The organism is Mojavia sp., assembly GCF_059505145.1.
In genome coordinates, this window is record NZ_JCACKA010000069.1 from 1 (window position 1) to 24,489 (window position 24,489).

The following is a 24,489-nucleotide window of genomic DNA, read 5'->3' on the forward strand; positions in this document are numbered from 1 at the left end:
TGCAGAACCGCTCCCATACGTTGGCGCTAGCGCGCTGCTGTAAGGTTGCTGTCATGGTTTTATGATTGCGATTAATTATTTATGAATCAGACAAGTTTTGTTTGCCTGTGATAGTACTTTACATTAGTTTACAAAAAGTCATCAAGGACTAACCGATTTGTAAAATTAATATCAAGTATTAGCTATACTTATTTAAAAGTAATAATTTATGACTTTGTTTTACATCCAAGGAATTTGGCTCAACCATATTCGAGTGCAGGATACTTTGGCGATCGCACCCAGTAAATAGCAAGCAAAAGGGTAAAGGATTTACCCCTTACCCTTTTCTCGAACGCTAAAAGCTCAAACTAAATGAATGTTGTTAACCTGCCTCAACAAGGTCTCTTTGAGGCAGAGCTTCTTTGTTAAGCAAGCAGTAGCGCAAATCTACTTTAGTTAGGTCTACTTCCGTAAAGTCTACATAACTTAGATTAGTTTTAAACAAGAGGGCTTTAGCGAGATTAGTATAGCTTAAGTCTGCCTTGCTCAAGTCTGCCCCAGTCAGGTTTGCACCGTTGAGATTTGCCCCAGCCAAAAAAGCGCCACTGAGGTTGGCGTAACGCAAGTCTGCCCCAGTCAAATCTGCACCACTGAGGTCAGCATCGCGTAGGTTTGCTAAACGCAGGTCGGCTTTCGCTAAGGAAGCTTTGTGCAAATCCACTTTAGTTAGAGTTGCCCGAATCAGATTAGCACGCTTCAGGTTAGCCCAAATTAAGGTTGCTCCACTTAAGTCAGTTCTCCAGAGCGACGCCGCACTTAGATTTGCTTCAATCAAGTTTGCTCCACGTAGGTTAGCTTGCGATAAGCTTGATTGAGCTAGGTTAGCTCGATCCAAGTTGATTCCAGCTAAACATACCTCGCTCAAGTTGGTTGAATGCAGGCTTACCTGCGTGAAATTTCTCTCTCCTGCACAGTAGCGTTTGAGAAGTTCATCAGCATCCATATAGCCTGTCTCCCAAATCTTCATTAATCATGCGGAAATTAACTGCCGTAGATAGCGCTTCTGAAGAGACTTTTAAAAACACTCAACCTTCGCTCTGTTAAATACATAGTGAGTTTGTTGCTGTTAAGTTAGATACTCGGCAAAGTACGTGTACACCCAACTGCACGTTTATTCAGAATGCAGTGGTGTAACAAATTATGTAACTTAATATAAATTAATATAACAATTTTGTTACAAAAAGGCAATTATTTCTCAGTTAAGTGCGAATTGTTGCTATTTATATCGAAAATAAGATTTGTTTAATACCAATTCCTCGTTTACAGCAACGTATACAAAATCGATGGTAGGAGCGATGACGGATAAAAAGCCCCTCCACATCGAAGTATGCTTGTAGTAACTACAATAGTTTTTTCAACGTAAACAGCGAATAGCTTCTAAAAGTCCTCTAGCTTTATTGAGTGTCTCTTCGTATTCTTTTTCTGGTTCAGAATCAGCCACCAAACCTGCACCAGCTTGCACAGTTACTGTATTATCACGTACTACCATTGTACGTATTGCTATCGCGCTATTTAATTGACCTTCAAAATCGTAATAACCGTAAACACCAGAATAAACACCGCGACGGCTAGGTTCTAACTCGTGGATAATTTCCATCGCGCGGATTTTAGGTGCGCCGCTTACTGTACCCGCAGGGAAGCAAGCTTTGAGTAAATCCCATGCAGTTTTGCTGTGTGCTAATTTACCTACGACATTGCTAACAATGTGCATGACATGGGAATAGCGCTCAACTACCATTAATTCATCAACTCTAACGCTACCGTTTTGACAAACGCGACCCAAATCATTACGCCCTAAATCAACAAGCATGACGTGTTCAGCGACTTCTTTAGGGTCGTGGAGTAGATCTTCAGCTAAGGCTGCATCTTCTTTGGTAGTTTTACCCCGTGGACGTGTCCCTGCAATTGGACGGACTGTTGCTATCACGTCATCGTCGCGATCGCGTTCTGCTTTTACCATAACTTCAGGGCTAGAACCAATAATTTGCCAATCTTCAAAGTTAAAGTAAGCCATATATGGCGACGGATTTATTTGGCGCAGGGAGCGATAAAGCGCAAAGGGATCGCCTGTGTATTGTGTTGATAGGCGCTGAGAAATAACAACTTGAAAGATATCTCCAGCTTTGATGTAGTCTTTTGCTTTTTGAACGCTGGCGCAGAATTCTGAGCGCGTAAAGTTACTGGTGTATTCCTCTGCTGCTGCTTTGTTACTGCTTGGGGGCTTCCATTCAAATATAGTTTTCTCTGGTGACAAAGGCAGAGATAGCTTGCTGACCATCTGAGTGACGCGATCGCACGCTTGTTGATAAGCTGCCTGTATATCTACTTTGGGGTCGCGCAAATCCGCATAGGCGACCGCCCAAATTTTCCGTTTCACCTGATCAAAAATCAACAGGTGATCTACCTGCATCCACAACCCATCAGGAATATTTCTCTCATCCTGTGCATGAATTGGGACACGAGGTTCTATCCAGTGAATCAATTCATAGCCCCAAAAACCAAACAAACCGCCAATTCCTGGTGGTAGTTGTGGTAACTTTATTGGTTTATAAGGTTCTAGACAGTTGGCTAAAGCTGTAAAGGGGTCACCTTCAAACGTGACTTGGGAACCATCGCGGTGTGTCTGGGTCGTAGTATTACCCCATGCTTGCAACACCCACAGCGGGTCGCAACCTAATAAACTATAACGTCCTAGTTTTTCCCCACCTTCTACAGATTCTAATAAGAAGCTATAGGGTTGACCAGCACAGACCTTATACCAAGCAGATACTGGCGTATCTAAATCAGCTACCCATTCTTGATAAACCGGAACAAAGTTGCCTTGTAAAGCTAGCTGGGCAAATTGGGAAAAATTGGGAAAAATCATAAACAGCTAAGGGATTGGAATTGGGGATTGGGGATTGGGGATTGGGGATTGGAGATTGGGGATTGGGGATTGGATATTAAGTAAATTGCCCAGTCCCTAGTCCCCTTGTCCCTAGTCCCTAGCCCCCAATACCCAGTCCCTAGTACCTAATCACTAGGCGTCGTAAGTATATTTACCGCTGAACTTTAGTTTTGCTTGGCTGGGGTTTTTACCGATGTTACGTGGTACAAAACGCACTTTCTCCCGACCTTGGTTTACCTTTTCTGGGAATACACCATCAGCTGGGTGAATAAAAGCAGTTTCACCACTGGGGAAAATGCGGTAAATTTTGTAGTTTGTAATTTTGAATTTCCGGAGCTGACCGCCCAAAGCAATGCATTGTTCTTTGCGAGACATATAAAGCAGGTTGTCGCCTTGTTTCATAACGGCTGCGCCACCTGTAGGCAATTCAAACACTTGCTCTTTGGGGCTAGTCCAGGTGATAGCGTGCTTTTCTTCCTCGTTTGCTTTTGCTAGCAAGCCGCCAGTGTTGCCAGCATAGATTGGAGTTTGTCCAGAAAGTGTTTCTGCCATAAATTACTCTCTCAACGTTTTTAGGGCATCCTAACACCGTCAACTGGATCATATTGCGATCGCGTCATAGTCTGTAACAGTTTGTAGCCAGTTTTTAGGAATTAATTGGCATCAACTATCGGCGCTTGGCGGTTGGCCGCTTTTCCTCTTGGCTGCTTTGAACAATGGGAATGGTAAAGTGAAACTGACTACCCTGGTCTTTGCCAGTTGACTCTGCCCAAATTTCACCACCCCAGCCGTTGACAATTTGGCGACAAATTGCTAAACCCAATCCAGTACCGCCGGTGGTACGCCGCAGCGCTCCCTCCTCTTGATAAAATCTATCGAAAACTATTTCTAAGCGATTGGGTTCAATGCCCCGTCCGGTATCAGCTACAGTAACTTCAACCATCTGCTGGCTATTACGAGTACCAATAATGCTGATTTTTCCTTGTGAAGGTGTAAATTTACAAGCGTTGTCTATGAGTTTTGCTAGAACTTCCACCAGCCAATCACCGTCAGCCCTAACTAAAGGCAGATTTTTGTCAATTTGAGTCTTGATTTGGGGTGGCTTTTCTATACTGGAGCGTGTCCGAAGCCTGCTCAGTGCTAAATCTACACACTCTTGTAAAGTAAGGGACTCTGGATGCCATTCCACCCGACCACTTTCCAGGTTGGAAAGTGTGAGAAAATCTTGCACCAGTTTCCGCATCCGTTCTGAATCAGAAAGAGCAGTACTGAGCATAACCTGCTGTAGATCCTGGGGCATATCCGGTTCGCTGGCAAGACTTTCCAGACAAACTTGAATAGTGGATAAAGGAGTACGGAGCTCGTGTCCTGTGATTGCTATGAGGTTGCTGCGGGTGCGGTCAAGGGCTTCTAACTGCTGGTTGAGTTCTTCTAAATTGGCGTAAGCTTCCGCTTGAATCAAAGCAGCACCGACTTGGGTGGCGATCGCTTCTACCAAATCCAATTCCCCTGGTTGGCATTCATGGGGTGGCATACTGCAATAGTGTAACTCTACTATGCCTAGCAATCGTCCCTGATAAAACACTGGTTCCATCACCCAAGAACGAATGGCAAACTTTTTAGCGAGCGAAGAAAGCGCCTCCGAACTGGTAACACGAAAATCAGTCAGAGTATTAGTTACATAGACACCCTCACCCTGTTTGACGATTTCCCGAAATAACGGATTGTTCTCTAAATCCCAGGTTTGCCCCCAAACAGATAAAATACCAGGGGTCAAAAATTCGTGTTCAATAATAGCTTTGGCTTCTGTGGCTTGAACACGGTAAATTAAACAGCGACCAGCCCCCATGTGCTGTCCTAATTCTTGTGCTGCTATCTGAAGCACTTGATGCGGATCGAGCGATCGCCGAATCGCAGTGCTGATTGAGTTGATTAAGCGTTCTTTACGTGCTTGAGCTGCGATCGAACGATAAGCTTTGTGCAATTTGTACTGACTAGCTTGCAGGTAAGTCACTAAGCGTTGCACAAAAGGGTCAGTATCTATGTCACAAGCATATTCACTGATTTGCTCGGCTCCAGAGTAACTTCTTGGTTTTCCTATGCCAAACCTCTGGCGTGCTTCCTCAATTTTATTTACTAAACTCGGTCTATAAATCACAATCCTATCTAACAGCAATTGTGCTGCCTTCAGACTGACTCCCCGTTCAGATGTCCAAACCCCTTCAAACCTTCGTGCTGTATCCATATCCAGGCTAGGACTAATTTCTGGGATTTGCTGATTTTTAGCAATAGAGCCTAGACTTTCCCGACAAACTAAGCAAGTCGCATAGTTTTCGGCAATTACTACCAAATGCCACTCTTGACTTAAAGCGTCGTCTGGCTCAAAAGCTATTTTTTCATAGTATTGCGAACTGTTGGTAAAATCTGTTTCTGGTGCAGACAACACGTATACTTGACTACTTCGCTCGGACAGTCGCTGGTATCGATGAGCTTCTTGGCGGTAGAATCGCTCTCGTTGAAAGCTAGCAATTACCAGAGGCTGGACTAGTGTTGCCGCCAAAACCTGGTCTTCCATCGCATGGGAGAGCGCCGTTAGTGAAGCCTTAAAATATAGTTGTGGCCGTAGGTAGGGGAGGGACTGTAGCAGATCACTCAGCACAGAAGTCGAAATGCTCATGAATATCGTTAAAAGAAGCCCAATCTGGACAAGATCGAAGTCACAGCTGCATTTTACAAATTACAACGGACTATCAAGTTAAGTAGACAGTTGCAATATGTAAAGAATTCTGAAAAGGATGTTCTACAGAAGCAAATGCAGCACTTTGCTCCCATTGAGCAGGAGCTTTTACAGCTTTGTTGACAAAATTAAAAGCTTTGACTAGCAAATAAACTAACAAACGGCTATGCCTGCGTTGTTCGCGCCTTAGCGTGCCGTAAGCATAAACATAGTTTAGCCTTTCGCCAGAACTACTTTGTTCTTCACTCAATTCTTCTTTATCCATTTGCTGGCATTGTGATGTTTCAAGTAATAGGCTACTACGCCCAATATACATTCTCGACTAGATTCGCCACTTCCTACCCTGCCTTAAGCCACCCTGCGGGTGTCTACAAGTCTGGCGACCGAACGGAGTGGCTACCCTACCCGTGTACTTCATTCACCTGAAAAACGCTGTGAGTTTTTTGTTACCTCTAATGTTACCTGCTACACTCTAGTAGCCAGTTGTACTCGCTACTAATACGAATTTCCTTTTTTAGCACTACAAATTATTTCTAGCGACTTTAAAGTTAGATAATATAACTACTGGCTCTTTTAGTTAGTATACCTATACCTTTATAAATATTTAATTGTGTAGATTTTATAGCTTCCCTGTTGCCAAGAGTATGTAAGTATTATTATTTTGCTTTGCATGGCTCAACTGAGCTGGCTAAAGCGTCTTTTTCTGATTGACGCTGATGCGATTGCGCGGAGCGCAGTGCTGTAGGCAATCGCGTAGGACGCCCTACTGCCCAAACCCACTCCCTGCGGTTGCCTCAAAGCTTCGCTTTGAGCAAGCTTGTTCTTTCTGAACAAGCTTGGCAGTATACGGGCGATCGCGTGAATGTAAATATAGAACTGTACACGGAACTTTGGTTAATGACACCGGATACATTAATGACACCGGAAAAAATTTTCCTAGACGGAAAAACTTTTATTCCTGCTGAACAATTACCTATCCCGGAGTGGCCTTGTGTTGTCAGTGAAAGACCACAACTAACACTGACGGTTAAAGATGATGATTTATTTCTAGTAACAGATACGATAGGGAACATTTCTGGCTGTTCCCTCAACGATAGCAATCCCAGTATGGGACTGTTTTGCTGCGATACGCGATTTCTCAGTCGCCTAGAGTTACAGATCGAGGGGCGATCGCCTGTGCTTCTCAGTAGTACAGCCGAAAAAGGATTTGCGCTTTCAGTTCTATGTACTAATCCCAGGATTGATGAGCGACTCAAAGCCGATACTGTAGGGATTCGCCGGGAACTCGTACTCAATGGGGCACTTTTTGAAGATATAGAAATATCTAATTATAGCACAACTACAATCATTTTTGAGCTTAGTATCAGCTTTGATGCAGATTTTGTGGATTTATTTGAAGTCCGGGGCTATGGCAGAGATAAACGCGGTAGACTTCTACGCTTAGTGGAACCAACACCAGAGGAAGGAGCATCTTCAGCAACTGATAATGTTTCATTTATGCAAACTCATTCCTTTGCCCATAGGGAAGAATCCTTAACACTCGCCTACGAAGGTTTGGATGGCTTGTTAATGGAATCTCGTATCCAATTCCAGCATCATCAACCAGACTATTTTAAGGGTTACACTGCGGTCTGGCAGCTAGAGTTGGCTCCTCACGAAACCCAAAAATTAGGTTATCGGTTGAATATGTTGAGAAACAACCAATCTAGTTCTACCGTGAGTGCAGCTGTCACTTTAGCACAAGCGAAAGCTGCTGAGTTGATGGAAGAACAACACTGGGTGCAACAGATTACCAGGATCAGCTCAGATAAAAGCATTTTCAATCGAGTGATTGAGCGGGCTGAACAAGATATGTATTTGTTACGCCAGTCTTTTGGCAAGTATAAAACACTTTCTGCTGGAGTACCGTGGTTTTCGGCGCTGTTTGGGCGGGATTCATTAATTACAGCTTCCCAAACTCTGATGTTAAACTCCCGAATCGCTAAAGAAACCTTACTGTTATTAGCGACATACCAAGGCAAAACTGAGGATGATTGGCGCGAAGAAGAACCAGGCAAAATTTTGCACGAGTTGCGGCTAGGGGAAATGGCCCGTTGCCAGGAAATTCCCCATACACCCTACTACGGTACAGTTGATGCTACTCCTCTTTGGCTGATGCTGTATGCCGAATATTATGCTTGGACTCACGATCAAGAAACTTTAGAGCAACTTTGGCCTAATGCTCTGGCAGCTATGGAGTGGATTGATCGCAACAGTAAACAAAATGGCTACCTAAGCTACTATCGTAAGTCTAAACGCGGTCTTGCTAACCAAGGCTGGAAAGACTCAGGAGACTGTATTGTAGATCGCAAAGGAGAGCTAGCCAATGGGCCGATCGCCCTTTGTGAGGTGCAAGCTTATGTCTATGCTGCGAAAATACGCCTCGCAGAAATTGCGCGGATGAAAAAGCGGCTTGATTTAGCAGATCGTTGGCAAGAAGAAGCCAGAAATCTCAAGGTGCGTTTCAATAGAGACTTTTGGATGGAAGACCAAGATTTTTGCGCCCTGGCTTTGGATGGTGACGGCAAGCAAGTAGACAGTATTACCTCAAATCCCGGCCATTGTCTGCATTTGGGCATCTTTACACCTGAAAAAGCCTACAGTGTAGCAGAACGGTTGCGCGCCCCGGATATGTTTAATGGTTGGGGTATTCGGACTTTGAGTAGTTTATCCCCAGCCTACAATCCAATGGGTTATCACATTGGTTCAGTTTGGCCGCACGACAACGCCATCATTGCTATGGGGTTGCGATCGCTTGGTTTAATAGATCAAGCACTGGAAATCTTCCAAGGGTTGTTTGATATGACTAGTCAGCAGCCATATCAACGTCCTCCAGAACTCTTCTGTGGCTACGAACGTAACGGTGATCATTCGCCTGTACAGTATCCAGTTGCCTGTACTCCACAAGCTTGGGCTACTGGTAGTGTCTTCCAACTTCTGCAAATGATGATCAACCTAGTACCTGATGCTCAAAACAACTGTTTGCGAATTATCGATCCGGCTTTACCAGAATCGATTAATCGCTTGTCCTTGCACAATTTGCAAGTTGGCCCTACTATCTTAGATTTAGAATTCGAGCGTTCTGGTAGCACAACCGCTTGCCGTGTTGCTAAAAAACGCGGCAATCTCAGGGTAGTGATTGAAGCTTAATTTAATGCTGAGTGCTGAGGCAGGAAGAAAAACAAAAAAGAAAGAAGATCCAATAATTTCTCCTTTCTTCATCATCTAATATTGATTTGTTATCTTCGCTTAGAACTCAGCACTCGTTTTATTTTTCTTCTTGATTCTCAATTTTCTGACCTGGAGAAGCTTCATATAAAGCATCTAATTGGTGACGCGCATCATCAACGTTAATTGAACGCATTACCAATAATGGCTCTTTGATTACGTTTCCGGCGTTATCTAATAACTCTGGATGTGGTACAAACTGCTTTCTTGATGAAGAGCCATATTTGCCCTGATTGTTCATTGCTGAGTATTTTGCTGGATAAGTTCGCTCTCGATCAAAACTGAACATGATCAAGTTACGAATTAAATTAGCAACGGCTATAAAAGCAAGGATAGTAAAAGCGAGAATGTAAAGCAGATGTAGCATCGGTTTTTCCTCCAGGAGAAGCAAGTTTTAAAACTTTATAATCTAACGTTTTGGTTTGCTGACACCGTGACTCACGGCTAGAGCAGATAATTAACGTACTATTTGTACATCTATGTTTCTAATGGGCAATTTATTAACTGTTGTTCAGTTGTTCACATGACGGTAGCATGGGATACATTATTTTCTTGGTAAATTCAAATTTTATTAAAGATTTAGTACTATCTCTCGAACATACATAGTGAATCGCCATTACTAATCTGCATACTGAACTTAATTAGCAACAAGGCTATCAAAGTTCTCGTTCTTGACGGAAGCGCATTGCCACATTCCAGCATTTTGTTACCAATTCATGCCAAGGCATTAATGTCGCCATATCAATCCCAACTTGCCCATCAGTTGCACTAAACAGCATCTTCGCCGTATTTAGTTCATCTTGCGCTTGTTTGACTTGCAACAGCAAGTCAGTTTGCTCTTGCTCACTCATAAATGTGATCTGCTCAGTTTCTAGAAAATTGCGCGATCGCGCAAACCAATATTGAAAATCATCCAACAGTGGTTCTAAAACCGTTTTCAGCAGATCAGTCCCTGGTAAATTTGAGTCTCGCATAAATGAGAAGCATACTTCTAACTTTCTTTATAATATTAACGTTTTTTACAATTCTTAACATATTTTCTTATTATGTCTTAGGTTAGAAGCAATAAATAGTGTGTAGCTAAATATACATTTTTATATATTATAGTCTTGCTAGATGATTTGTACAGATCCCATCGATAGAGTATCCGTAGTGGGATCATTATAAATGCAGCCAAACACAAGCGGCGATGATTTGAGTGATAGTTCATTCTATAGATAGATTATTGTTAAAAATATATTGAAAATTATTTAGTTTTTAAATTAAATTGTACTAATAATAAACTTAATGCACAAACTCTCATTAACTCAATCATCTCTAACCAAAGTAAATCTGACTGTCTCTAAAAAACATTATAATTTTATTAACTATCTCTATAGACAGAATTTATTTCAGGTAGTTCTCAACTTTAAAATCAAATAGATTACAAACCTTTACAATTGAAAATATCTAGTGATGTTTTCCAATCAGTTGCTCACTTCTAGACTAGTTACCATGGAGCCACAAAAGCACACCAGCAAAAAACATTTGCAATTAACAGGTACTCGAAACAATCTAAGTACAAAGATAAATTTTAGGTAAAAATTTATCTTCAGTCACGCTGTATATAGCAGTAAAAAGCTTTTTACTAGTGGCATAATTAACTCCCTGAGACTAACTTCAATTTTAAAGTTGGTATATCTGACTATGATGAAGTGAGGTTAGTTCGCTTGTAATAACTTACAAATTTGAAAATACTCTGCATTGAATCATGAATGAGTTAAAGTACCGAACACTAATCTAGACCAAAGTATTACAAGAGGCATCTTCAGATAGCCACAAGCAAATTAATCAATGTTGATGTTAAGGCTCATTAAACATTGGTAGAACAGTAATTTAAAATGGGTAAAACACTAATCCTATAAAAGATGCGAAAGTCCATCTAGTAAAGGAAAAAGTGTATGAAGTTGGAAAATAAACCCATGTTATATTTGGGTAGATTTTTCAGAACTCTAACTGATAAATTACTTTTGCAATCACTTCGCCAATGGTTCAACAGCCGATGTCGCCTAATCAAGTTCCCAACCAACCAGAACAATCTGCAAAAATGTATTTACCTCGTAGCAGCGAATCGGAAAATTTAAAAAAAATCCGCCACACCGCTTCCCATGTGATGGCGATGGCTGTACAAAAGCTGTTTCCCAAGGCGCAAGTAACAATTGGCCCCTGGATTGATAATGGCTTCTATTATGATTTTGACAATCCAGAGCCATTTAGCGACAAGGATTTAAAAGCCATCCAGAAAGAGATGGTAAAAATTATTAATCGCAAACTGCCAGTAATTCGGGAAGAAGTCAGCCGGGAAGAAGCCCAAGGCCGAATTCAAAAAATTCATGAGCCTTATAAGTTAGAAATCCTAGCAGATATCAAAAAGGAACCAATTACTATTTACCATTTAGGAAATGAATGGTGGGATTTGTGCGCGGGGCCTCATTTAGAAAACACCAGTGAACTCAACCCAAAAGCAATTGAGTTAGAAAGTGTTGCTGGTGCTTATTGGCGTGGGGACGAAACCAAAGCCCAATTGCAACGCATCTACGCGACTGCTTGGGAAACCCCAGAACAACTCGCTGAGTACAAGCGGCGTAAAGAAGAAGCGCTGCGACGAGATCACAGGAAACTGGGTAAAGAACTTGGACTGTTTATATTTTCTGACCAAGTAGGGCCGGGTTTACCTTTGTGGACGCCCAAAGGTACTCTATTGCGGAGTATTTTGGAAGACTTTCTGAAACAAGAACAGCTAAAACGCGGTTATCAGCAGGTTGTTACTCCTCATATTGGCAGAGTAGATTTATTTAAAACCTCTGGACACTGGCAGAAATATAAAGAGGACTTATTCCCAATGATGGCAGAGGATGAGGAAGCAGCCGCTAAAGAACAAGGCTTTGTTCTCAAAGCTATGAATTGCCCTTTCCACATCCAAATATATAAAAGCGAGTTGCGTTCCTATCGGGAACTACCTATCCGGCTAGCGGAATTTGGTACTGTTTATCGCTACGAACAATCAGGGGAATTAGGCGGTTTAACGCGGGTGCGGGGTTTCACCCAGGATGATGCCCACATATTTGTCACCCCAGAACAGCTAGATAACGAATTCCTCAACGTGGTGGATTTAATATTATCAGTGATTAAAACTCTGCAACTTGGGAATTTCAAAGCGCGACTCAGTTTTCGCGATCCAGCTAGTGATAAGTACATTGGTTCTGATGAAGCTTGGAACCAAGCCGAAAATGCCATTCGTCGAGCAGTTGAAACCTTGGGGATGGATCACTTTGAAGGCATAGGGGAAGCAGCCTTCTATGGGCCAAAACTAGATTTCATTGTCAGTGATGCCCTAGAAAGAGAATGGCAGTTGGGAACTGTGCAAGTAGATTACAACTTGCCAGAACGCTTTGATTTGGAATATGTCGCTGAAGATGGTTCTCGCAAACGTCCGGTGATGATTCACCGTGCGCCTTTTGGTTCGCTGGAACGGCTGATTGGGATTTTAATTGAAGAGTATGCGGGTGATTTCCCTTTGTGGTTAGCGCCAGTGCAAGCCAGATTGTTGCCAGTTGGTGAAGCACAGCTAGATTTTACTCAAAATGTAGCGGCAAAAATGCGTGCTTTCGGCATCCGTGTCGAAGTTGATAACAGTGGCGATCGCCTGGGTAAGTTAATTCGCAATGCCGAAAAAGATAAAATACCCGTAATGGCAGTGGTGGGAGCTAAGGAAGTTGAAACCAACACCTTGAGTATTCGTACCCGCGCCTCTGGAGAGTTGGGCGCTATTTCTGTGGATGAGGTGCTAGATAAGTTGAAAACAGCGATCGCTAACTTCGATAACTTCTAGGTATCTTTCTGAGAACGAATAGAGCATTGATTAGTTTTATCCCAATGAATATCCAATATTTGATGGATAAGCTATCAATGCTATACACCATTATGATTCTTGCTGATGGCAAATAGTCTAGCTCTTCTGGGAAAACAAATCTTGATATGCTCCACAATACTCATCAATGAATGATAGGATGTTACTCTTCAACGAAAAGTAAGACTTAACTCCATGTAAATACTTATTTTGTGTTGAGATACTTTAATATTTTGCTTACATTGTATTCACAATTCTTACACCCCAAGCAGCTAAAGTTCATACTCTAGAATATACTTTACCTCTTCACTACAGGTAAGAAACTTGTAGCATTTTTCTTCATGACGTCTTGAATTTAATATCATTATTTATATCATTGTAGTAACAGCTTAAATGATTGATATTAAAAAAGTAGTTTAAAAACATAGGTTGTTTAATACATGAATAAAAAATGGGCTGTAAAACGACTTACAATCAATCTGACATCAGGCGAGGTAGAGAAGTTAGAAAAATACTGCTCAACCTCTGGGAGACCAGCAACTGATGTAATTCGGGAGTTAATTCGCTCTCTTTCAACTGAAGTAACACAGAAAGTAGATTGAGCAGTTCAACTAAATGCTGTTTAACAGAACCTACAGTAGGCTCTGACAGCCGCATTTGTGCTGGATTGAAAGATAAAGAGGCTAGGTGTCAAAGTAGAATACTTAGAACCCTCTTTTATTAATTATCTATGTTTGAACGAATTTTAATTTGTACAGATTTTTCTGACGGGTTGCATCGCCTTTCACATTTTGTTTCGAGTCTTAGGCTTGCAGGGATAAAGCAAATTGTTTTTCTGCACGTTGTTCCGTTGTGGGAAAAAGGCATTATTCCACGAGTCGACAGTGAGAAAATGGAACAAGCTCAAACTCGATTGGCAGAAGCTGTTGATGAAAGTCGTACTGATGTAGAAGTAAAAATAGAAGTTCAATCAGGAAAGCCAGTTGAGACAATCCTTAAGGTAGCTCAAACCTATCAGTCTGGATTGATTATACTGGGTTCTCAAAGTCGCAGCTTACTCACGGAAAAACTGGTGGGTAGTACGATGGCTGAATTATCCCGCCAGACAAGGATTCCTCTATTGGTAGTGCGTCCTCAGTTAATCTCTGCTTATACTTGTGAGGAATTAACACTGCGTTGTCAGCACCTTTTTCGCTCTTTGCTACTTCCCTATAACGATAGTAAAGCGGCAATTTATCTGGTGCAACAGGTAAAGCACTTGGCAGGGCAACAGTCTGGTAGATTTCTCCAACAGTGTAAGCTTTGCTGGGTTTTAGAAAACACTGGTCGCCGAGAAATACCAAGGAAAATCTTACCTCAGCAGGCTCACCAAACTCTATCTCAGATTAAAGCTGATTTGGAAGGGGTAAATTTACAAGTGGACATAGAAGTCCGGGAAGGAAACTCTGTCACTCAGGTTTTGGAAACAGCTGTAATGGCTGATATTAGCGCGATCGCCGTGTCTTCAGGAACAATAGGTAAGCTTCAAGAATGGTTAGTTTCGAGTTTTGCGGCTGAAATATTGCGTCAGAGTTGGTATCCTATACTCTTTTTTCCACCCCAAGGAGACTAAACCGGACTAATGGTACATTTAGCTGTTTTAAGGCAACTCTCAGTATTACCGTATTATTGAGGGTATTCGGTGCTTGGAACGCCTATGCTAGCAACGCGTTATGCAATCATATATGGCTTTTGGTGACGCGGTGCTAAAGGAATCTATGCGAGGCTCCGGGAGGTGGTTTGCTAACGCAAGAATTATCTATTACCCTAAGAATCCTGAAAACTCTGCTAATACTTACAAAAATGTGTGTTTGCAGATGAAATTTTGTTTCGCACTTAGTGAAATGTACCCAAAGTCCCATAGGCTCTAAGAATGCCGGACTTCAACCAGCTAGCTAGTCCGGAAAGGATAAGTACAGCTTGGCAAATTCAGTTAGCAAAATAACTAACTCGCATACCAAGAGAAAGCTTGTTGTAGTTGTAAATGAAATGATTCGAGTTCAGCCGCAGTTGAAGTCTGCTGTATGTTTGTGAATCAAATCAATAAGCAAGGTAGAACTATTTCACGTTTGAAACTTTAAAAGATATATGGGTAAAGGTAAGCGTATTGGTATTCTTACTAGTGGAGGAGATTGCTCTGGTTTGAATGCCGTAATTAGATCTGTTGTCCATTGTGCTGGTGGAAAAGGTTGGGAAGTATTAGGAATCCGTCAAGCAACTCTAGGATTAATGGCACGTCCGCCGCAATTCACAAAACTGGAAATCGACTTAGTTGACCCGCTGTTAACTTCTGGTGGAACAATGTTAGGAACCACCAATAAAGGCGATCCTTTTGCTTTTCCTATGCCTGATGGTAGTGTATGCGATCGCTCCCAAGAAATTATTGCAGGTTACCATCAACTGGGTTTAGACGCTTTGATTGGGATTGGTGGTGATGGTAGTTTAGCTATTCTCCGTCGCTTGGCACAACAAGGCGGCATTAATTTAGTGGGTATTCCCAAAACGATTGATAATGATATTGGCATTACCGAACACGCTATCGGTTTTGATACAGCAGTTAATATTGCGACAGAAGCACTTGATCGCTTGCATTTTACCGCTGCTTCTCACAGTCGAGTCATGATTTTAGAAGTGATGGGCCGTGATGCAGGACACATTGCTATAGCTGCGGGAATTGCTGGGGGAGCAGATGTGATTTTAATTCCAGAAATTCTCTACAATCTTGACCACATTTGCTACAAAATTAAACAGCGCCAAGAGGAAGGCAAAAACTATTGTTTAATTATTGTTTCTGAGGCAGTTCGTACTCAAGAGGGTGAAACTCTCACAATGACAAATCGTTTGGGCCAATCTCGATATGGCGGTATTGGTGAATATTTAGCCGATCAAATTAGCGATCGCATTGGTGCAGAAACGCGAGTCACAGTCTTAGGACACATCCAACGCGGTGGAACCGCTTCACCACTAGATCGACTAGTGGCAGCTGCCTTTGGTGTAGCAGCGGTAAATCTCATAGATGAAGGTAAATATGACTACATGGTGACCTGGCAAAATCGCCAAGTTTTTGCTGTGCCAATTGCTGAGGCGATCGCTCAATATAGAGCTGTAAATCCAGAGGATACGTTAGTCAAAACTGCTCGTGGTTTAGGTATTTATTTGGGAGATTGACATTTGTAACGGCCATATTCTTTTCTGAAATTGATATAACAACAAAAAAATGGGAGCGACTTATGTAGTAAAAGCCGCTCCCGGAAAGTGTGGTGTTAGCCGTAGCCTAAGAGGATATATGGTGGGTACCACTTACTGCCCACCTTTGGCAGGAGGTTGCAAAAATATTTAAATCTGATAATAGTTTAATTCATATTACCTGATAAAGCAAGCAAGTAAATAGCTATTTGCATAATAAGAAGTGATAGCTATGGGAGTGCTTATTAGATAGGACATCGCACATATCAGCAACAAAAAACCTCGGCAAAACTGTCCGAGGTGAAGCAGAGAAGAACAAATAGCGATGAAAGATACCGTTACCGAAGTTAAAAATCTTAGCTAACGCTAAAAGCAACTAAAACTAAAGTACTGACAATTAAAGTAGCAAAAGCGCTCTGTAAAAGGTATTTACGTTGCTGCCAAATAGCAGGGTATTCAGCGTAATACATCTGAGGTTCAGTTGCGTAGTTGTTAAGAACGCCGTCTTCGTTAATCGTGGTATACATAGCTGCTTTCCTTTATTTGTTACTTTATGTAAATAAATTTAACAATATTGTTACAAAAAGTCAATATAACTTGACAAGAAAAAGTAAATAGTCTATATAAGAACTGCTTATAAGAAAGCGTCAAGCAATTAAACGTTGAAAGTGAAAGCGATTAGGTTTATATCGCTCAGAACATAGCGATCGCTCTTGGTTAGTGAACCCAACCAAGCAGAAAAACTGTCCGAAAAGGCCTTGGACAAATTGAGAACAATCTATTACAACTTATAGAAAAATTGACACAAAGTTAGCAGCCTGATGATTAATTCAGGCTTAGGTACTTATTTTCTTAGAAAACAAGAGCCGTAAGGGTCAATTTGTATTCCCTAATATAAGGTTTACGGATGAGGTGAAAGTATAAACTGAAGTTAGTACTAACCTGATGAAAGAGAATCAAATGCTACTGCAATAGTTTAAATCTCAGCGTTTAATCAAAAATCATCTTAAAAAATCTAAAAAAACAATGTTAAGTGTTCCTGTTAATTTAGGTTTACCTCGTGTGCCCCGGTTGGTAACTTCCTTACCTGGCCCTCGTGCCCAAGCAATTATAGAACGCGATCGCGCTGTAACTTCTCCTTCCTACACTAGAGATTATCCTTTGGTAGTAGGTCGGGGTGAAGCTTGTATGGTGGAAGATGTTGACGGCAATGTGTTTTTGGATATGACCGCAGGGATTGCCGTTACCAACACTGGACACGCCCACCCGGAAATTGTCGAAGCAATTCAAGCACAGTCAGCACGTCTGCTGCATATGTCGGGGACTGATTTTTATTATGAACCGATGGTGGAACTAGCAGAAAAATTAGCTGTTCGCGCCCCCTTTCCCCAAGGTGCAAAAGTATTTTTCACTAACTCTGGGGCGGAATCTAACGAAGGGGCAATTAAACTAGCTCGATATTACACCAAGCGATCGCAAATTGTAGCCTTTTTGGGTGCATTTCACGGTCGCACCTATGGGGCAATGTCTTTAACTGGTTCCAAAGTAGTACAGCGAGCGAACTTTGGCCCTCTTGTACCAGGGATAACTCATATCCCTTACGGTACTCACGCTGCTCTAGATTACTTAGAAAAACAATTATTTTTGACAATGTTACCACCCCATGAGGTAGCGGCAATTGTTGTGGAAGCAATTCAAGGCGAGGGCGGCTATGTTGTACCAGAAGATGGTTTTTTGCAACGGATTCGGGATATATGCGATCGCCATGGCATCCTGATGATAGTGGATGAAGTGCAATCGGGGATGGGGCGCACAGGTCGTTTGTTTGCGATCGAGCATTGGGGCGTGATGCCGGATATTATTACCACAGCCAAAGGTCTCGCTAGTGGTCTACCTTTAGGAGCAATTCTCTCCCGACCTGAGTTAATGACTTGGCCTCCTGGTTCCCACGCCACCACATTCGGCGGAAATCCTGTTGCTTGTGTTGCTGGAATTGCTACTCTGCGACTGCTGGAAGGTGGTTTGATTGCCAACGCCTCCCTGATGGGAGAGTTATTACAAACTGGTCTGACTCAATTGCATGAAAGATTTCCTCAAATGTCCCTACCACGAGGAAAGGGTTTGATGGTAGCGGTGGATTTACTCGATGATGAGGGTAATCTTAATCCTAAGTTGCGCGATCGCATCATTCAAGAAGCTTTCTTGCGGGGTTTGTTGTTACTTGGTTGCGGTAAGGCAGCAATTCGTTTTTGCCCACCCTTGGTTATTGATAGCAACCAAATTCAAATTGCTCTAGATATTCTCTCGCATATCTTAAGTTCGTAGGGCTTTAATTTGAGTAGATAGAAAGATTATCCAGATAACTAATAATTAATAACTGATTTATGAAACCTGAAATTGCCCTTCATCTCTACTCATTACTTTGGAAACAATACAGCACTAGAGTAAGTTATGCCCGCACTTACCAGCAAATGATTACTGCTGCGGGTGGTAATGTTGCTAACGACCACATCGCCTTGCGGTCTTTGCGTTTGTCGATAGATAGCCCACAAAGTCAGATTAACTTGGGAATTAAATACCTGGAGAAAATTGCTGAAGCTTTAGGTTACGTAGCCGCTGGAGAGTATACTTTTCCCGAAACACATCTGTACGCCCGTCATTATAGCCATCCTCAACAAGCAGAATTCGATTTACCTAAGTTGTTTATCAGTGAGCTAATTGTAGATGAATTGCCTACCAATATTGCCCAACTGATCTATAAAACAGTCTCTTCAATTCAATACGAATTGACCTCTATTTTTACTCCTTTTATTCAAGGAGATGGCAACGTTGAAACTGTTGCCCAACAACTCCAGAAAGTTTTTACCCGTCCCTGGTTACCTCCCCAACGTTCGGTTGTAGAAGAGGTAAATAAAGCTACTCAATACGGAGCTTGGGTATTACTGCATGGTTATGCAGTAAATCATTTTACAGGCTACGTCAACCGTCAGAACACAGCAGCATATCCAGATATAGATACTACAGTTTGTGGTTTGGCAAATCTCGGCGTACCCATGAAAGCAGAGATAGAAGGCAATGTTGCCTGCGGTTTACGTCAAACAGCAACTCAAGCAGTTACGGAAATGGTCACAGTCTTAGATGATCATAGTGGTGCAGAAATTCAAATCCCTTGGACTTATGCTTACTATGAAATTGCCCAGCGCTATCTAGTAGAAGTAGAACCAGGGAAGTCTGAAATTTTTGATGCTTTTTTAGGCAAGAACGCCCAACAATTATTTGAAATGACCAGGTTGTCTAAATAAATATAGGACTCAGGTTTGATTTTTGAAAAAATGGCCTACACTTGAGCTTCGAGTTAGGGTGGGCATTGCCCGCCCTACCTGTATTTCAGAAAGTGAAATTGTGGTTCAACATACAAAACATTGATATTTTTATGTTGGATTAATTCTTCTCGCTATCCAATAAAACAATGACGGCAAGTACCTTTTTAAATACACCATTACAATATCAACACCACCAATATAAACCTCTCGCTTCTTTTGATAAATAGAGGTTACTATTTTTTGAGCGCAAATATCAGCACTCATCCCTTTATCTTGCCCTTCATCCATTTTTCCATATACACTACCATCATTATTTAACGCGTTAAGTGAAATATTTGTTTTAATTCTTCCTGGGCAAATAATAGTAATCGAAATATCACGATAAGCTTTTAATTCTAACTGTAATGTTTCAAAAAAACCATGTAATGCGTGCTTTGATGCTGCATAAGCTGAACGCAAGGGAAAACCAAATTTCCCAACCAAGCTGGAAATCACTACAATTTGCCCACTACCATTTTTTATCATGTGTGGCAGAATCTTTTTAGTAATGTTGATTGTACCAAAATAATTGACTTCCATAATTTTTCTGTCAACTAAGGCTTGAGTATCAACAGCTAAAGAACGTTGACTAATACCTGCATTATTTACCAACACATCAATTTTGCCATAATGCTCTATGGTATGATTTACCGCATTGTCTAACGATATAGAGTCTGTAATATCAATAGGAATTATCAAACATTCACCGTGTATATTTTGTTGGACTCTTTCTAATTCTTTTATCCTCCGCGATGAAATGATTAGCTTTGCACCTTCATTGGCAAATTGGTAAGCTAGGGCTTCACCTATACCAGATGATGCTCCGGTTAGCCAAACAACTTTATCTTGAAACCGCATTGATATAAAAACGATTCATTTTGAAACTTCTAATATACTATCCATGTTAAATTACTCATTCACTTCTTTAAATGTTGCTAATGCCGAAGGAGACAAACGACTTAAATAACGAAATATCCAGTATTTAAATATAGTGTCTAAAATTACAGGAAATGTGGCAATAAATAGAAATATAGCGTTTTTACTTGCTGGCAATCCTAAATGCTCTGCTAAACCTTCCAAAAGCACTTCCCAGCCATATGGTGAGTGGAATCCTACAAATGTATCTGTAAACAAAATAATTATAAAAGCCTTCGCGCTATCACTTAGACCATAGGCAACATTATCTATAAAAGACTTTACAATTACAATTTCTTTTTTGCTCATAGCAATTACTACGCCAAAAGCAACTAGTGATAGCAAATCAGCAGATACATTGCTGATAGCAATACTACTTTTATGGTAAAATACCTGGCTTATCTCAATTGCTTTATCTCGAAACTTCCCTTGGATTTCCTCAGAAGAAAGCGCTGGTGATTGCTGCAATAATATTTCAAATTTTAGTTTATTCTCATAGTTTTTAAATTCATGTAAAGCTTTATCTTCCATTTCTGAATTTAGGAAAAATTGAGTTACGTTTTCGTTTCTAGTTCTTTCTACTATAGGATTGATTAATATCTGCTTAGAAAAATGCTGGGTTATAAGTGGCACAAGAATTAAAAGTAGCAAAAATCTTATTGCAGCCCTTGTCCTATTTCTCGAAATTTGGTAACTTGCGACAAATTCTTCTTCTGCTTGCGGAGACAATTCTGCTTGTATTTTATTAATTGTTCTGCCAAAAGAACGAGGTAAAAAACCAGTTTTTTGATTTACGTGGGTAATTTTATTAATGCTTGTAGTAGATGTATCTGCTTTGTTATCAACTCCATTACCTGTAATTGGTAGCGGCTCAGAGATTTGTACTATAGGGCTGCTACCAATTTGTTTATTTGTTAAAGTATATGGAGATATTACATCGTCAATAAAGTGTAGCTTTTCTAAAATAACGTTATTGGAAGTATTCAGCATTGAACGACTGAGCCGAAATTCTGCTAGCCTTACATTGATAATAGTTAATTGTTTTTGCAGATATCCTTGCCAATAAGACATCACATTTTCTGTATAATTTGCTGAACTAGCAGAAATTTTTTCATTTCCAAAATGCTGAATTTCAATGTTTCTAATTGTCTGAGCTGCTTTGTAAGCTTCTAAAAGCGCTCTTTCTGGCGTATCTACAAACCATTGCTTCACTTTTTTGATGTAGACTATAATTTTTTGGCGTAATACACCTGTGTTTTTTGTGAAAAATGAAGCTTTCATTGCAGAAATTTAATATCTATATACTTCAATGGTGTGGCTAATTAACTTTAAAGAGTGATAATAGCTAAATAACAAAAAGTAATTTCATTAATTATTGACTATAAATTTTTATTCTCAGTGTACACCTATTAAAGGATTAGGTACAGGGAATGGGCGATTATCTAAAATTTTAAATTGACCGGTGTCAGCATCATAAGCAAATACTTCTCCACTCTCAATTTCATAAATCCAAGCGTGAAGATTGAGTTGGCCGCTATGGAGTCTAGAACGAATTATGGGGTGGGTTTCCAAATTTTCTATCTGTGTAAGAATGTTTTGTTCAATGGCTATTTTTAAAAGTTTCTCGCTGGGATAATCTTTGTAGTTATCCAGTACAAGGCGGCGGGTAGGTTCTGCATATTGCTTTAACCAATCGTAAACTAAAGGCATCTGTTGAGCTAAATTACCTATTTGTAATAGCCCCTTCATAGCCCCACAGTGGGAATGACCGCAAACAACAATATCCTTAATATTCAAAGCCTGAACAGCATATTCTATACCTGCGCCTTCACCTCCATTATGTGAGCCATAGGGTGGTATAATGTTGCCAATATTACGAATAACAAATAAGTCCCCTGGCTGGCTTTGAGTGATTAAAAACGGATCAATACGTGAGTCAGAACAAGTAATAATTAATACTTCTGGATTTTGTCCATGAGATAGATGCTCGAATAACTCGCGGTGTGTAACAAAATAGTTGTCATGAAACTCATTCAGCCCTGCAATTATTCGTTTGATTGGCACGATTAAAATCCCCTAAAAATAATATATTGTTACTTATAGTTTTCAGAATACTTAGCTAATTTTCTGTTTACAGTTCATTGAAAACTTGGCGATACATTAAGAGACGCATATACTTCTAAGCGTCTCTAAGTAGAATAATTTATATTGAGTTGCGTTGCGGTTTGTTTCCCTCCAGCACGCTTCGGTCGCAATGACAAATGCTACCCTACCTTTGATGGCAACTTAATATTAATTAATGTCGAATGCACTTGGCATCAGAAACAATACATACTCCTCCAAATTTCTTCAGCACAGGTTTGATTGCTTTTACTAATTCTTGCTCTTGTTGCTCTGTGCAAATACTTATAACATATCCATTGGTAAGCGTATGAGTTTCTAAATCGTTGAATACTCTACCTCTATCTCTGTTACCTGTCACATCTTCAATCACTGTATATCCAAAAACAGATCCTTTCTCTAAAATTTCTAGAACTCTTTGTAATTCTAAAGAATTCGTTACTATTTCGATTTTCTTGGCAGCTTCCATGACGTTAAACTCCCATAAGTTTGATGATATTGAAATACAAAGGAATGCCAACAATAATGTTAAATGGGAAAGTTAGCACTAATGCCATGGATACATACAAACTTGGGTTAGCTTCGGTAACTGTGATTCTCATAGCTGCTGGAACTGCAAACTTTTGGCGAGAATGTGTAGATTATGTGACAATAGTTACTTAGTTATAAAATATACTTATAATTTGATGCTGAGGATTTTAGAAAAATTTAGTTCGTCAAGATTCGCCAACATTATTTTTTATTCTTGTCAAGAAGCTAAAAGAGTTTGATTGAAGGATAATTAGATGCTGATATTGACATCTAATTAAATTTAGTTACTACAGTAAGAAAACTTGAAACCAAAATTAATCGGCAATATGAATCTCAGCCTGTGTATGATTGTGAAAAATGAGGCAGCAACATTGCCTAAATGTCTTAACAGTGTGGAGAATGTAGTAGACGAAATTGTAGTTTTAGATACAGGTTCTAGCGATCGCACTGTGGAAATAGCCAAAGCATATGGCGCAAAAGTCCATCGTTTTCAATGGTGTAATGACTTTAGTGCTGCTCGCAATGAAGCACTAAAATATGTCACAGGCAACTGGATTCTGGTATTAGATGCTGATGAAATTCTGACACCAGAAATTGTGCCACAGATGCGGTCGGTAATTCAAAGCGAAGAATACTTGTTAATTAACCTTGTCCGATATGAGGTAGGTGCAGAACAATCTCCATATTCGCTGGTTTCCAGGCTTTTTCGCAATCGCCCAGATATTCGCTTTTCTCGGCCTTATCATGCTTTGGTTGATGACAGCGTATCGGCAATTTTAACAAAAGAACCTCATTGGCAAATAGGCTATTTACAAGGAACGGCAATTCACCATAAAGGTTATCAAAAAAGCGCGATCGCTCAAGGTAACAAATATGCCAAAGCGCAAGCAGCCATGGAACAGTTTCTCGCTGCTAATCCTGATGACCCCTATGTTTGCAGTAAATTGGGGGCATTGTATGTAGAAACAGGAAAAATTGCCCAAGGTATGGCTTTATTGCATAAAGGCGTTAGTGTCTGCAAAGAAAACTACGAGATTTTGTACGAACTCCATTACCATTTAGCCATTGCCTACAATCGTTTAGAAAAGCCTCAAAAGGCTAGCGCCCATTACCAAGCTGCGATTAAGTTACCTATTTACCCTATCCTGAAGCTGGGAGCATATAACAATTTTGGCAACTTGCTCAAAGCAGCTGGAGACTTAAAAAATGCCAAAAAAGCTTATGAAATCACTTTAAAAATTGACCCGAATTTTGCTGCCGGACATTACAATCTAGGGATGACATTGAAAGCTTTGGGTTTGTTTACAGATGCGATCGCCTCTTACCAAAAAGCCATCAAGTTAAAACCCAACTATGCAGAAGCTTATCAAAATTTAGGGGTAGTGCAACTCAAAGTTGGTAATGTCCAAGCTAGTTTAACAGCTTTTAAAAATGCGATCGCCCTTCACCAAGAGCAAAACCCGGAAGAAGCAAAGAAACTGCGTCAGGGTTTGCAAGAGATGGGGTTGATGTGAGC

The 24,489-nt window shown here is 40.7% G+C and carries 20 protein-coding genes and 1 pseudogene; 8 read left to right on the forward strand and 13 right to left on the reverse strand.

The window, feature by feature from the left end:
- Positions 1-361: 361 nt before the first annotated feature.
- From AC5JL8_RS16600 to AC5JL8_RS16620, 5 genes are all read right to left on the reverse strand, one after another.
- Positions 362-982 (reverse strand): pentapeptide repeat-containing protein, encoded by a 621-nt coding sequence (locus AC5JL8_RS16600; protein WP_495880888.1) that lies wholly within the window; start codon positions 980-982, stop codon positions 362-364.
- 411 nt (positions 983-1,393) lie between these two features.
- Positions 1,394-2,905, reverse strand: coding sequence for an anthranilate synthase component I (trpE, locus tag AC5JL8_RS16605; protein ID WP_495880799.1), 1,512 nt, complete (start codon positions 2,903-2,905; stop codon positions 1,394-1,396).
- Positions 2,906-3,058: 153 nt separating this feature from the next.
- Positions 3,059-3,478 carry a photosystem I reaction center subunit II PsaD gene (locus AC5JL8_RS16610; protein ID WP_495880800.1) on the reverse strand — a complete coding sequence of 140 codons (420 nt, stop codon included), beginning with the start codon at positions 3,476-3,478 and terminating at the stop codon, positions 3,059-3,061.
- A gap of 115 nt (positions 3,479-3,593) precedes the next feature.
- Complete coding sequence (locus AC5JL8_RS16615) at positions 3,594-5,603, reverse strand: DICT sensory domain-containing protein (RefSeq protein WP_495880801.1); 2,010 nt, start codon at positions 5,601-5,603, stop codon at positions 3,594-3,596.
- Positions 5,604-5,676: 73 nt separating this feature from the next.
- Positions 5,677-5,928, reverse strand: a complete 252-nt coding sequence (locus tag AC5JL8_RS16620; protein ID WP_495880802.1) for a hypothetical protein — start codon at positions 5,926-5,928, stop codon at positions 5,677-5,679.
- A gap of 632 nt (positions 5,929-6,560) precedes the next feature.
- On the opposite strand from AC5JL8_RS16620, the gene AC5JL8_RS16625 reads away from it, so the two are divergent.
- Positions 6,561-8,852, forward strand: a complete 2,292-nt coding sequence (locus AC5JL8_RS16625; RefSeq protein WP_495880889.1) for an amylo-alpha-1,6-glucosidase — start codon at positions 6,561-6,563, stop codon at positions 8,850-8,852.
- 118 nt (positions 8,853-8,970) lie between these two features.
- Here the strand turns inward: AC5JL8_RS16625 and AC5JL8_RS16630 are convergent, their stop codons facing one another.
- Together AC5JL8_RS16630 and AC5JL8_RS16635 are read right to left on the reverse strand one after the other, a co-directional pair.
- The gene (locus AC5JL8_RS16630) at positions 8,971-9,297 is read right to left on the reverse strand and encodes a DUF2973 domain-containing protein (RefSeq protein WP_495880803.1); all 327 of its coding nucleotides are present in this window, start codon (positions 9,295-9,297) and stop codon (positions 8,971-8,973) included.
- 289 nt (positions 9,298-9,586) lie between these two features.
- Positions 9,587-9,904, reverse strand: coding sequence for a DUF2605 domain-containing protein (locus AC5JL8_RS16635; protein ID WP_495880804.1), 318 nt, complete (start codon positions 9,902-9,904; stop codon positions 9,587-9,589).
- A gap of 1,052 nt (positions 9,905-10,956) precedes the next feature.
- Between AC5JL8_RS16635 and thrS the strand changes: the two genes are divergently transcribed.
- The 4 genes from thrS to AC5JL8_RS16655 all read left to right on the forward strand — a co-directional run bounded on the left by thrS (position 10,957) and on the right by AC5JL8_RS16655 (position 16,026).
- The gene (gene thrS / locus AC5JL8_RS16640; RefSeq protein ID WP_495880805.1) at positions 10,957-12,801 is read left to right on the forward strand and encodes a threonine--tRNA ligase; all 1,845 of its coding nucleotides are present in this window, start codon (positions 10,957-10,959) and stop codon (positions 12,799-12,801) included.
- Positions 12,802-13,259: 458 nt separating this feature from the next.
- A complete protein-coding gene (locus AC5JL8_RS16645) occupies positions 13,260-13,421 on the forward strand; it encodes a ribbon-helix-helix domain-containing protein (protein ID WP_495880806.1) in 162 nt (53 codons plus the stop codon).
- A gap of 128 nt (positions 13,422-13,549) precedes the next feature.
- Positions 13,550-14,431, forward strand: coding sequence for a universal stress protein (locus AC5JL8_RS16650; protein ID WP_495880807.1), 882 nt, complete (start codon positions 13,550-13,552; stop codon positions 14,429-14,431).
- A gap of 515 nt (positions 14,432-14,946) precedes the next feature.
- Complete coding sequence (locus AC5JL8_RS16655) at positions 14,947-16,026, forward strand: ATP-dependent 6-phosphofructokinase (RefSeq protein WP_495880808.1); 1,080 nt, start codon at positions 14,947-14,949, stop codon at positions 16,024-16,026.
- 374 nt (positions 16,027-16,400) lie between these two features.
- Here the strand turns inward: AC5JL8_RS16655 and psb34 are convergent, their stop codons facing one another.
- Positions 16,401-16,571, reverse strand: coding sequence for a photosystem II assembly protein Psb34 (gene psb34, locus AC5JL8_RS16660; protein WP_495880809.1), 171 nt, complete (start codon positions 16,569-16,571; stop codon positions 16,401-16,403).
- 499 nt (positions 16,572-17,070) lie between these two features.
- Here psb34 and AC5JL8_RS16665 point away from each other — a divergent pair, with 499 nt between their 5' ends.
- Together AC5JL8_RS16665 and AC5JL8_RS16670 are read left to right on the forward strand one after the other, a co-directional pair.
- Positions 17,071-18,369: an acetyl ornithine aminotransferase family protein gene (locus AC5JL8_RS16665; protein WP_495880810.1), complete on the forward strand. Its 1,299-nt coding sequence runs from the start codon at positions 17,071-17,073 to the stop codon at positions 18,367-18,369.
- Positions 18,370-18,428: 59 nt separating this feature from the next.
- Positions 18,429-19,346 carry a DUF1338 domain-containing protein gene (locus AC5JL8_RS16670; protein ID WP_495880811.1) on the forward strand — a complete coding sequence of 306 codons (918 nt, stop codon included), beginning with the start codon at positions 18,429-18,431 and terminating at the stop codon, positions 19,344-19,346.
- Between the two features lie 129 nt (positions 19,347-19,475).
- Here AC5JL8_RS16670 and AC5JL8_RS16675 read toward each other — a convergent pair whose 3' ends face one another.
- The 5 genes and pseudogenes from AC5JL8_RS16675 to AC5JL8_RS16695 form a co-directional block, all read right to left on the reverse strand.
- Positions 19,476-20,264: an SDR family oxidoreductase gene (locus tag AC5JL8_RS16675; protein ID WP_495880812.1), complete on the reverse strand. Its 789-nt coding sequence runs from the start codon at positions 20,262-20,264 to the stop codon at positions 19,476-19,478.
- A gap of 51 nt (positions 20,265-20,315) precedes the next feature.
- The gene (locus tag AC5JL8_RS16680) at positions 20,316-21,602 is read right to left on the reverse strand and encodes a proton extrusion protein PcxA (protein ID WP_495880813.1); all 1,287 of its coding nucleotides are present in this window, start codon (positions 21,600-21,602) and stop codon (positions 20,316-20,318) included.
- A gap of 114 nt (positions 21,603-21,716) precedes the next feature.
- The gene (locus AC5JL8_RS16685) at positions 21,717-22,385 is read right to left on the reverse strand and encodes a carbonic anhydrase (protein WP_495880814.1); all 669 of its coding nucleotides are present in this window, start codon (positions 22,383-22,385) and stop codon (positions 21,717-21,719) included.
- A gap of 232 nt (positions 22,386-22,617) precedes the next feature.
- The gene (locus tag AC5JL8_RS16690; RefSeq protein ID WP_495880815.1) at positions 22,618-22,911 is read right to left on the reverse strand and encodes a P-II family nitrogen regulator; all 294 of its coding nucleotides are present in this window, start codon (positions 22,909-22,911) and stop codon (positions 22,618-22,620) included.
- Positions 22,912-22,915: 4 nt separating this feature from the next.
- A pseudogene (locus AC5JL8_RS16695) lies at positions 22,916-23,074 on the reverse strand (sodium-dependent bicarbonate transport family permease); the annotation flags it as partial.
- A gap of 225 nt (positions 23,075-23,299) precedes the next feature.
- Here AC5JL8_RS16695 and AC5JL8_RS16700 point away from each other — a divergent pair.
- On the forward strand, positions 23,300-24,487 hold the full coding sequence (locus AC5JL8_RS16700) for a glycosyltransferase family 2 protein (protein WP_495880816.1): 1,188 nt from the start codon (positions 23,300-23,302) through the stop codon (positions 24,485-24,487).
- Positions 24,488-24,489 lie beyond the last annotated feature (2 nt).

Coding starts and splice junctions, on each gene's coding strand:
- AC5JL8_RS16645 (WP_495880806.1), top strand. CDS start 13,260: ATGAATAAAAAATGGGCTGTAAAACGACTTACAATCAATCTGACATCA.
- AC5JL8_RS16680 (WP_495880813.1), bottom strand. CDS start 21,602: ATGAAAGCTTCATTTTTCACAAAAAACACAGGTGTATTACGCCAAAAA.
- AC5JL8_RS16700 (WP_495880816.1), top strand. CDS start 23,300: ATGAATCTCAGCCTGTGTATGATTGTGAAAAATGAGGCAGCAACATTG.
- AC5JL8_RS16665 (WP_495880810.1), top strand. CDS start 17,071: ATGTTAAGTGTTCCTGTTAATTTAGGTTTACCTCGTGTGCCCCGGTTG.
- AC5JL8_RS16600 (WP_495880888.1), bottom strand. CDS start 982: ATGGATGCTGATGAACTTCTCAAACGCTACTGTGCAGGAGAGAGAAAT.
- thrS (WP_495880805.1), top strand. CDS start 10,957: ATGGTTCAACAGCCGATGTCGCCTAATCAAGTTCCCAACCAACCAGAA.
- AC5JL8_RS16615 (WP_495880801.1), bottom strand. CDS start 5,603: ATGAGCATTTCGACTTCTGTGCTGAGTGATCTGCTACAGTCCCTCCCC.
- psb34 (WP_495880809.1), bottom strand. CDS start 16,571: ATGTATACCACGATTAACGAAGACGGCGTTCTTAACAACTACGCAACT.
- AC5JL8_RS16670 (WP_495880811.1), top strand. CDS start 18,429: ATGAAACCTGAAATTGCCCTTCATCTCTACTCATTACTTTGGAAACAA.
- AC5JL8_RS16625 (WP_495880889.1), top strand. CDS start 6,561: ATGACACCGGATACATTAATGACACCGGAAAAAATTTTCCTAGACGGA.
- AC5JL8_RS16675 (WP_495880812.1), bottom strand. CDS start 20,264: ATGCGGTTTCAAGATAAAGTTGTTTGGCTAACCGGAGCATCATCTGGT.
- AC5JL8_RS16610 (WP_495880800.1), bottom strand. CDS start 3,478: ATGGCAGAAACACTTTCTGGACAAACTCCAATCTATGCTGGCAACACT.
- AC5JL8_RS16690 (WP_495880815.1), bottom strand. CDS start 22,911: ATGGAAGCTGCCAAGAAAATCGAAATAGTAACGAATTCTTTAGAATTA.
- AC5JL8_RS16620 (WP_495880802.1), bottom strand. CDS start 5,928: ATGGATAAAGAAGAATTGAGTGAAGAACAAAGTAGTTCTGGCGAAAGG.
- trpE (WP_495880799.1), bottom strand. CDS start 2,905: ATGATTTTTCCCAATTTTTCCCAATTTGCCCAGCTAGCTTTACAAGGC.
- AC5JL8_RS16630 (WP_495880803.1), bottom strand. CDS start 9,297: ATGCTACATCTGCTTTACATTCTCGCTTTTACTATCCTTGCTTTTATA.
- AC5JL8_RS16635 (WP_495880804.1), bottom strand. CDS start 9,904: ATGCGAGACTCAAATTTACCAGGGACTGATCTGCTGAAAACGGTTTTA.
- AC5JL8_RS16655 (WP_495880808.1), top strand. CDS start 14,947: ATGGGTAAAGGTAAGCGTATTGGTATTCTTACTAGTGGAGGAGATTGC.
- AC5JL8_RS16650 (WP_495880807.1), top strand. CDS start 13,550: ATGTTTGAACGAATTTTAATTTGTACAGATTTTTCTGACGGGTTGCAT.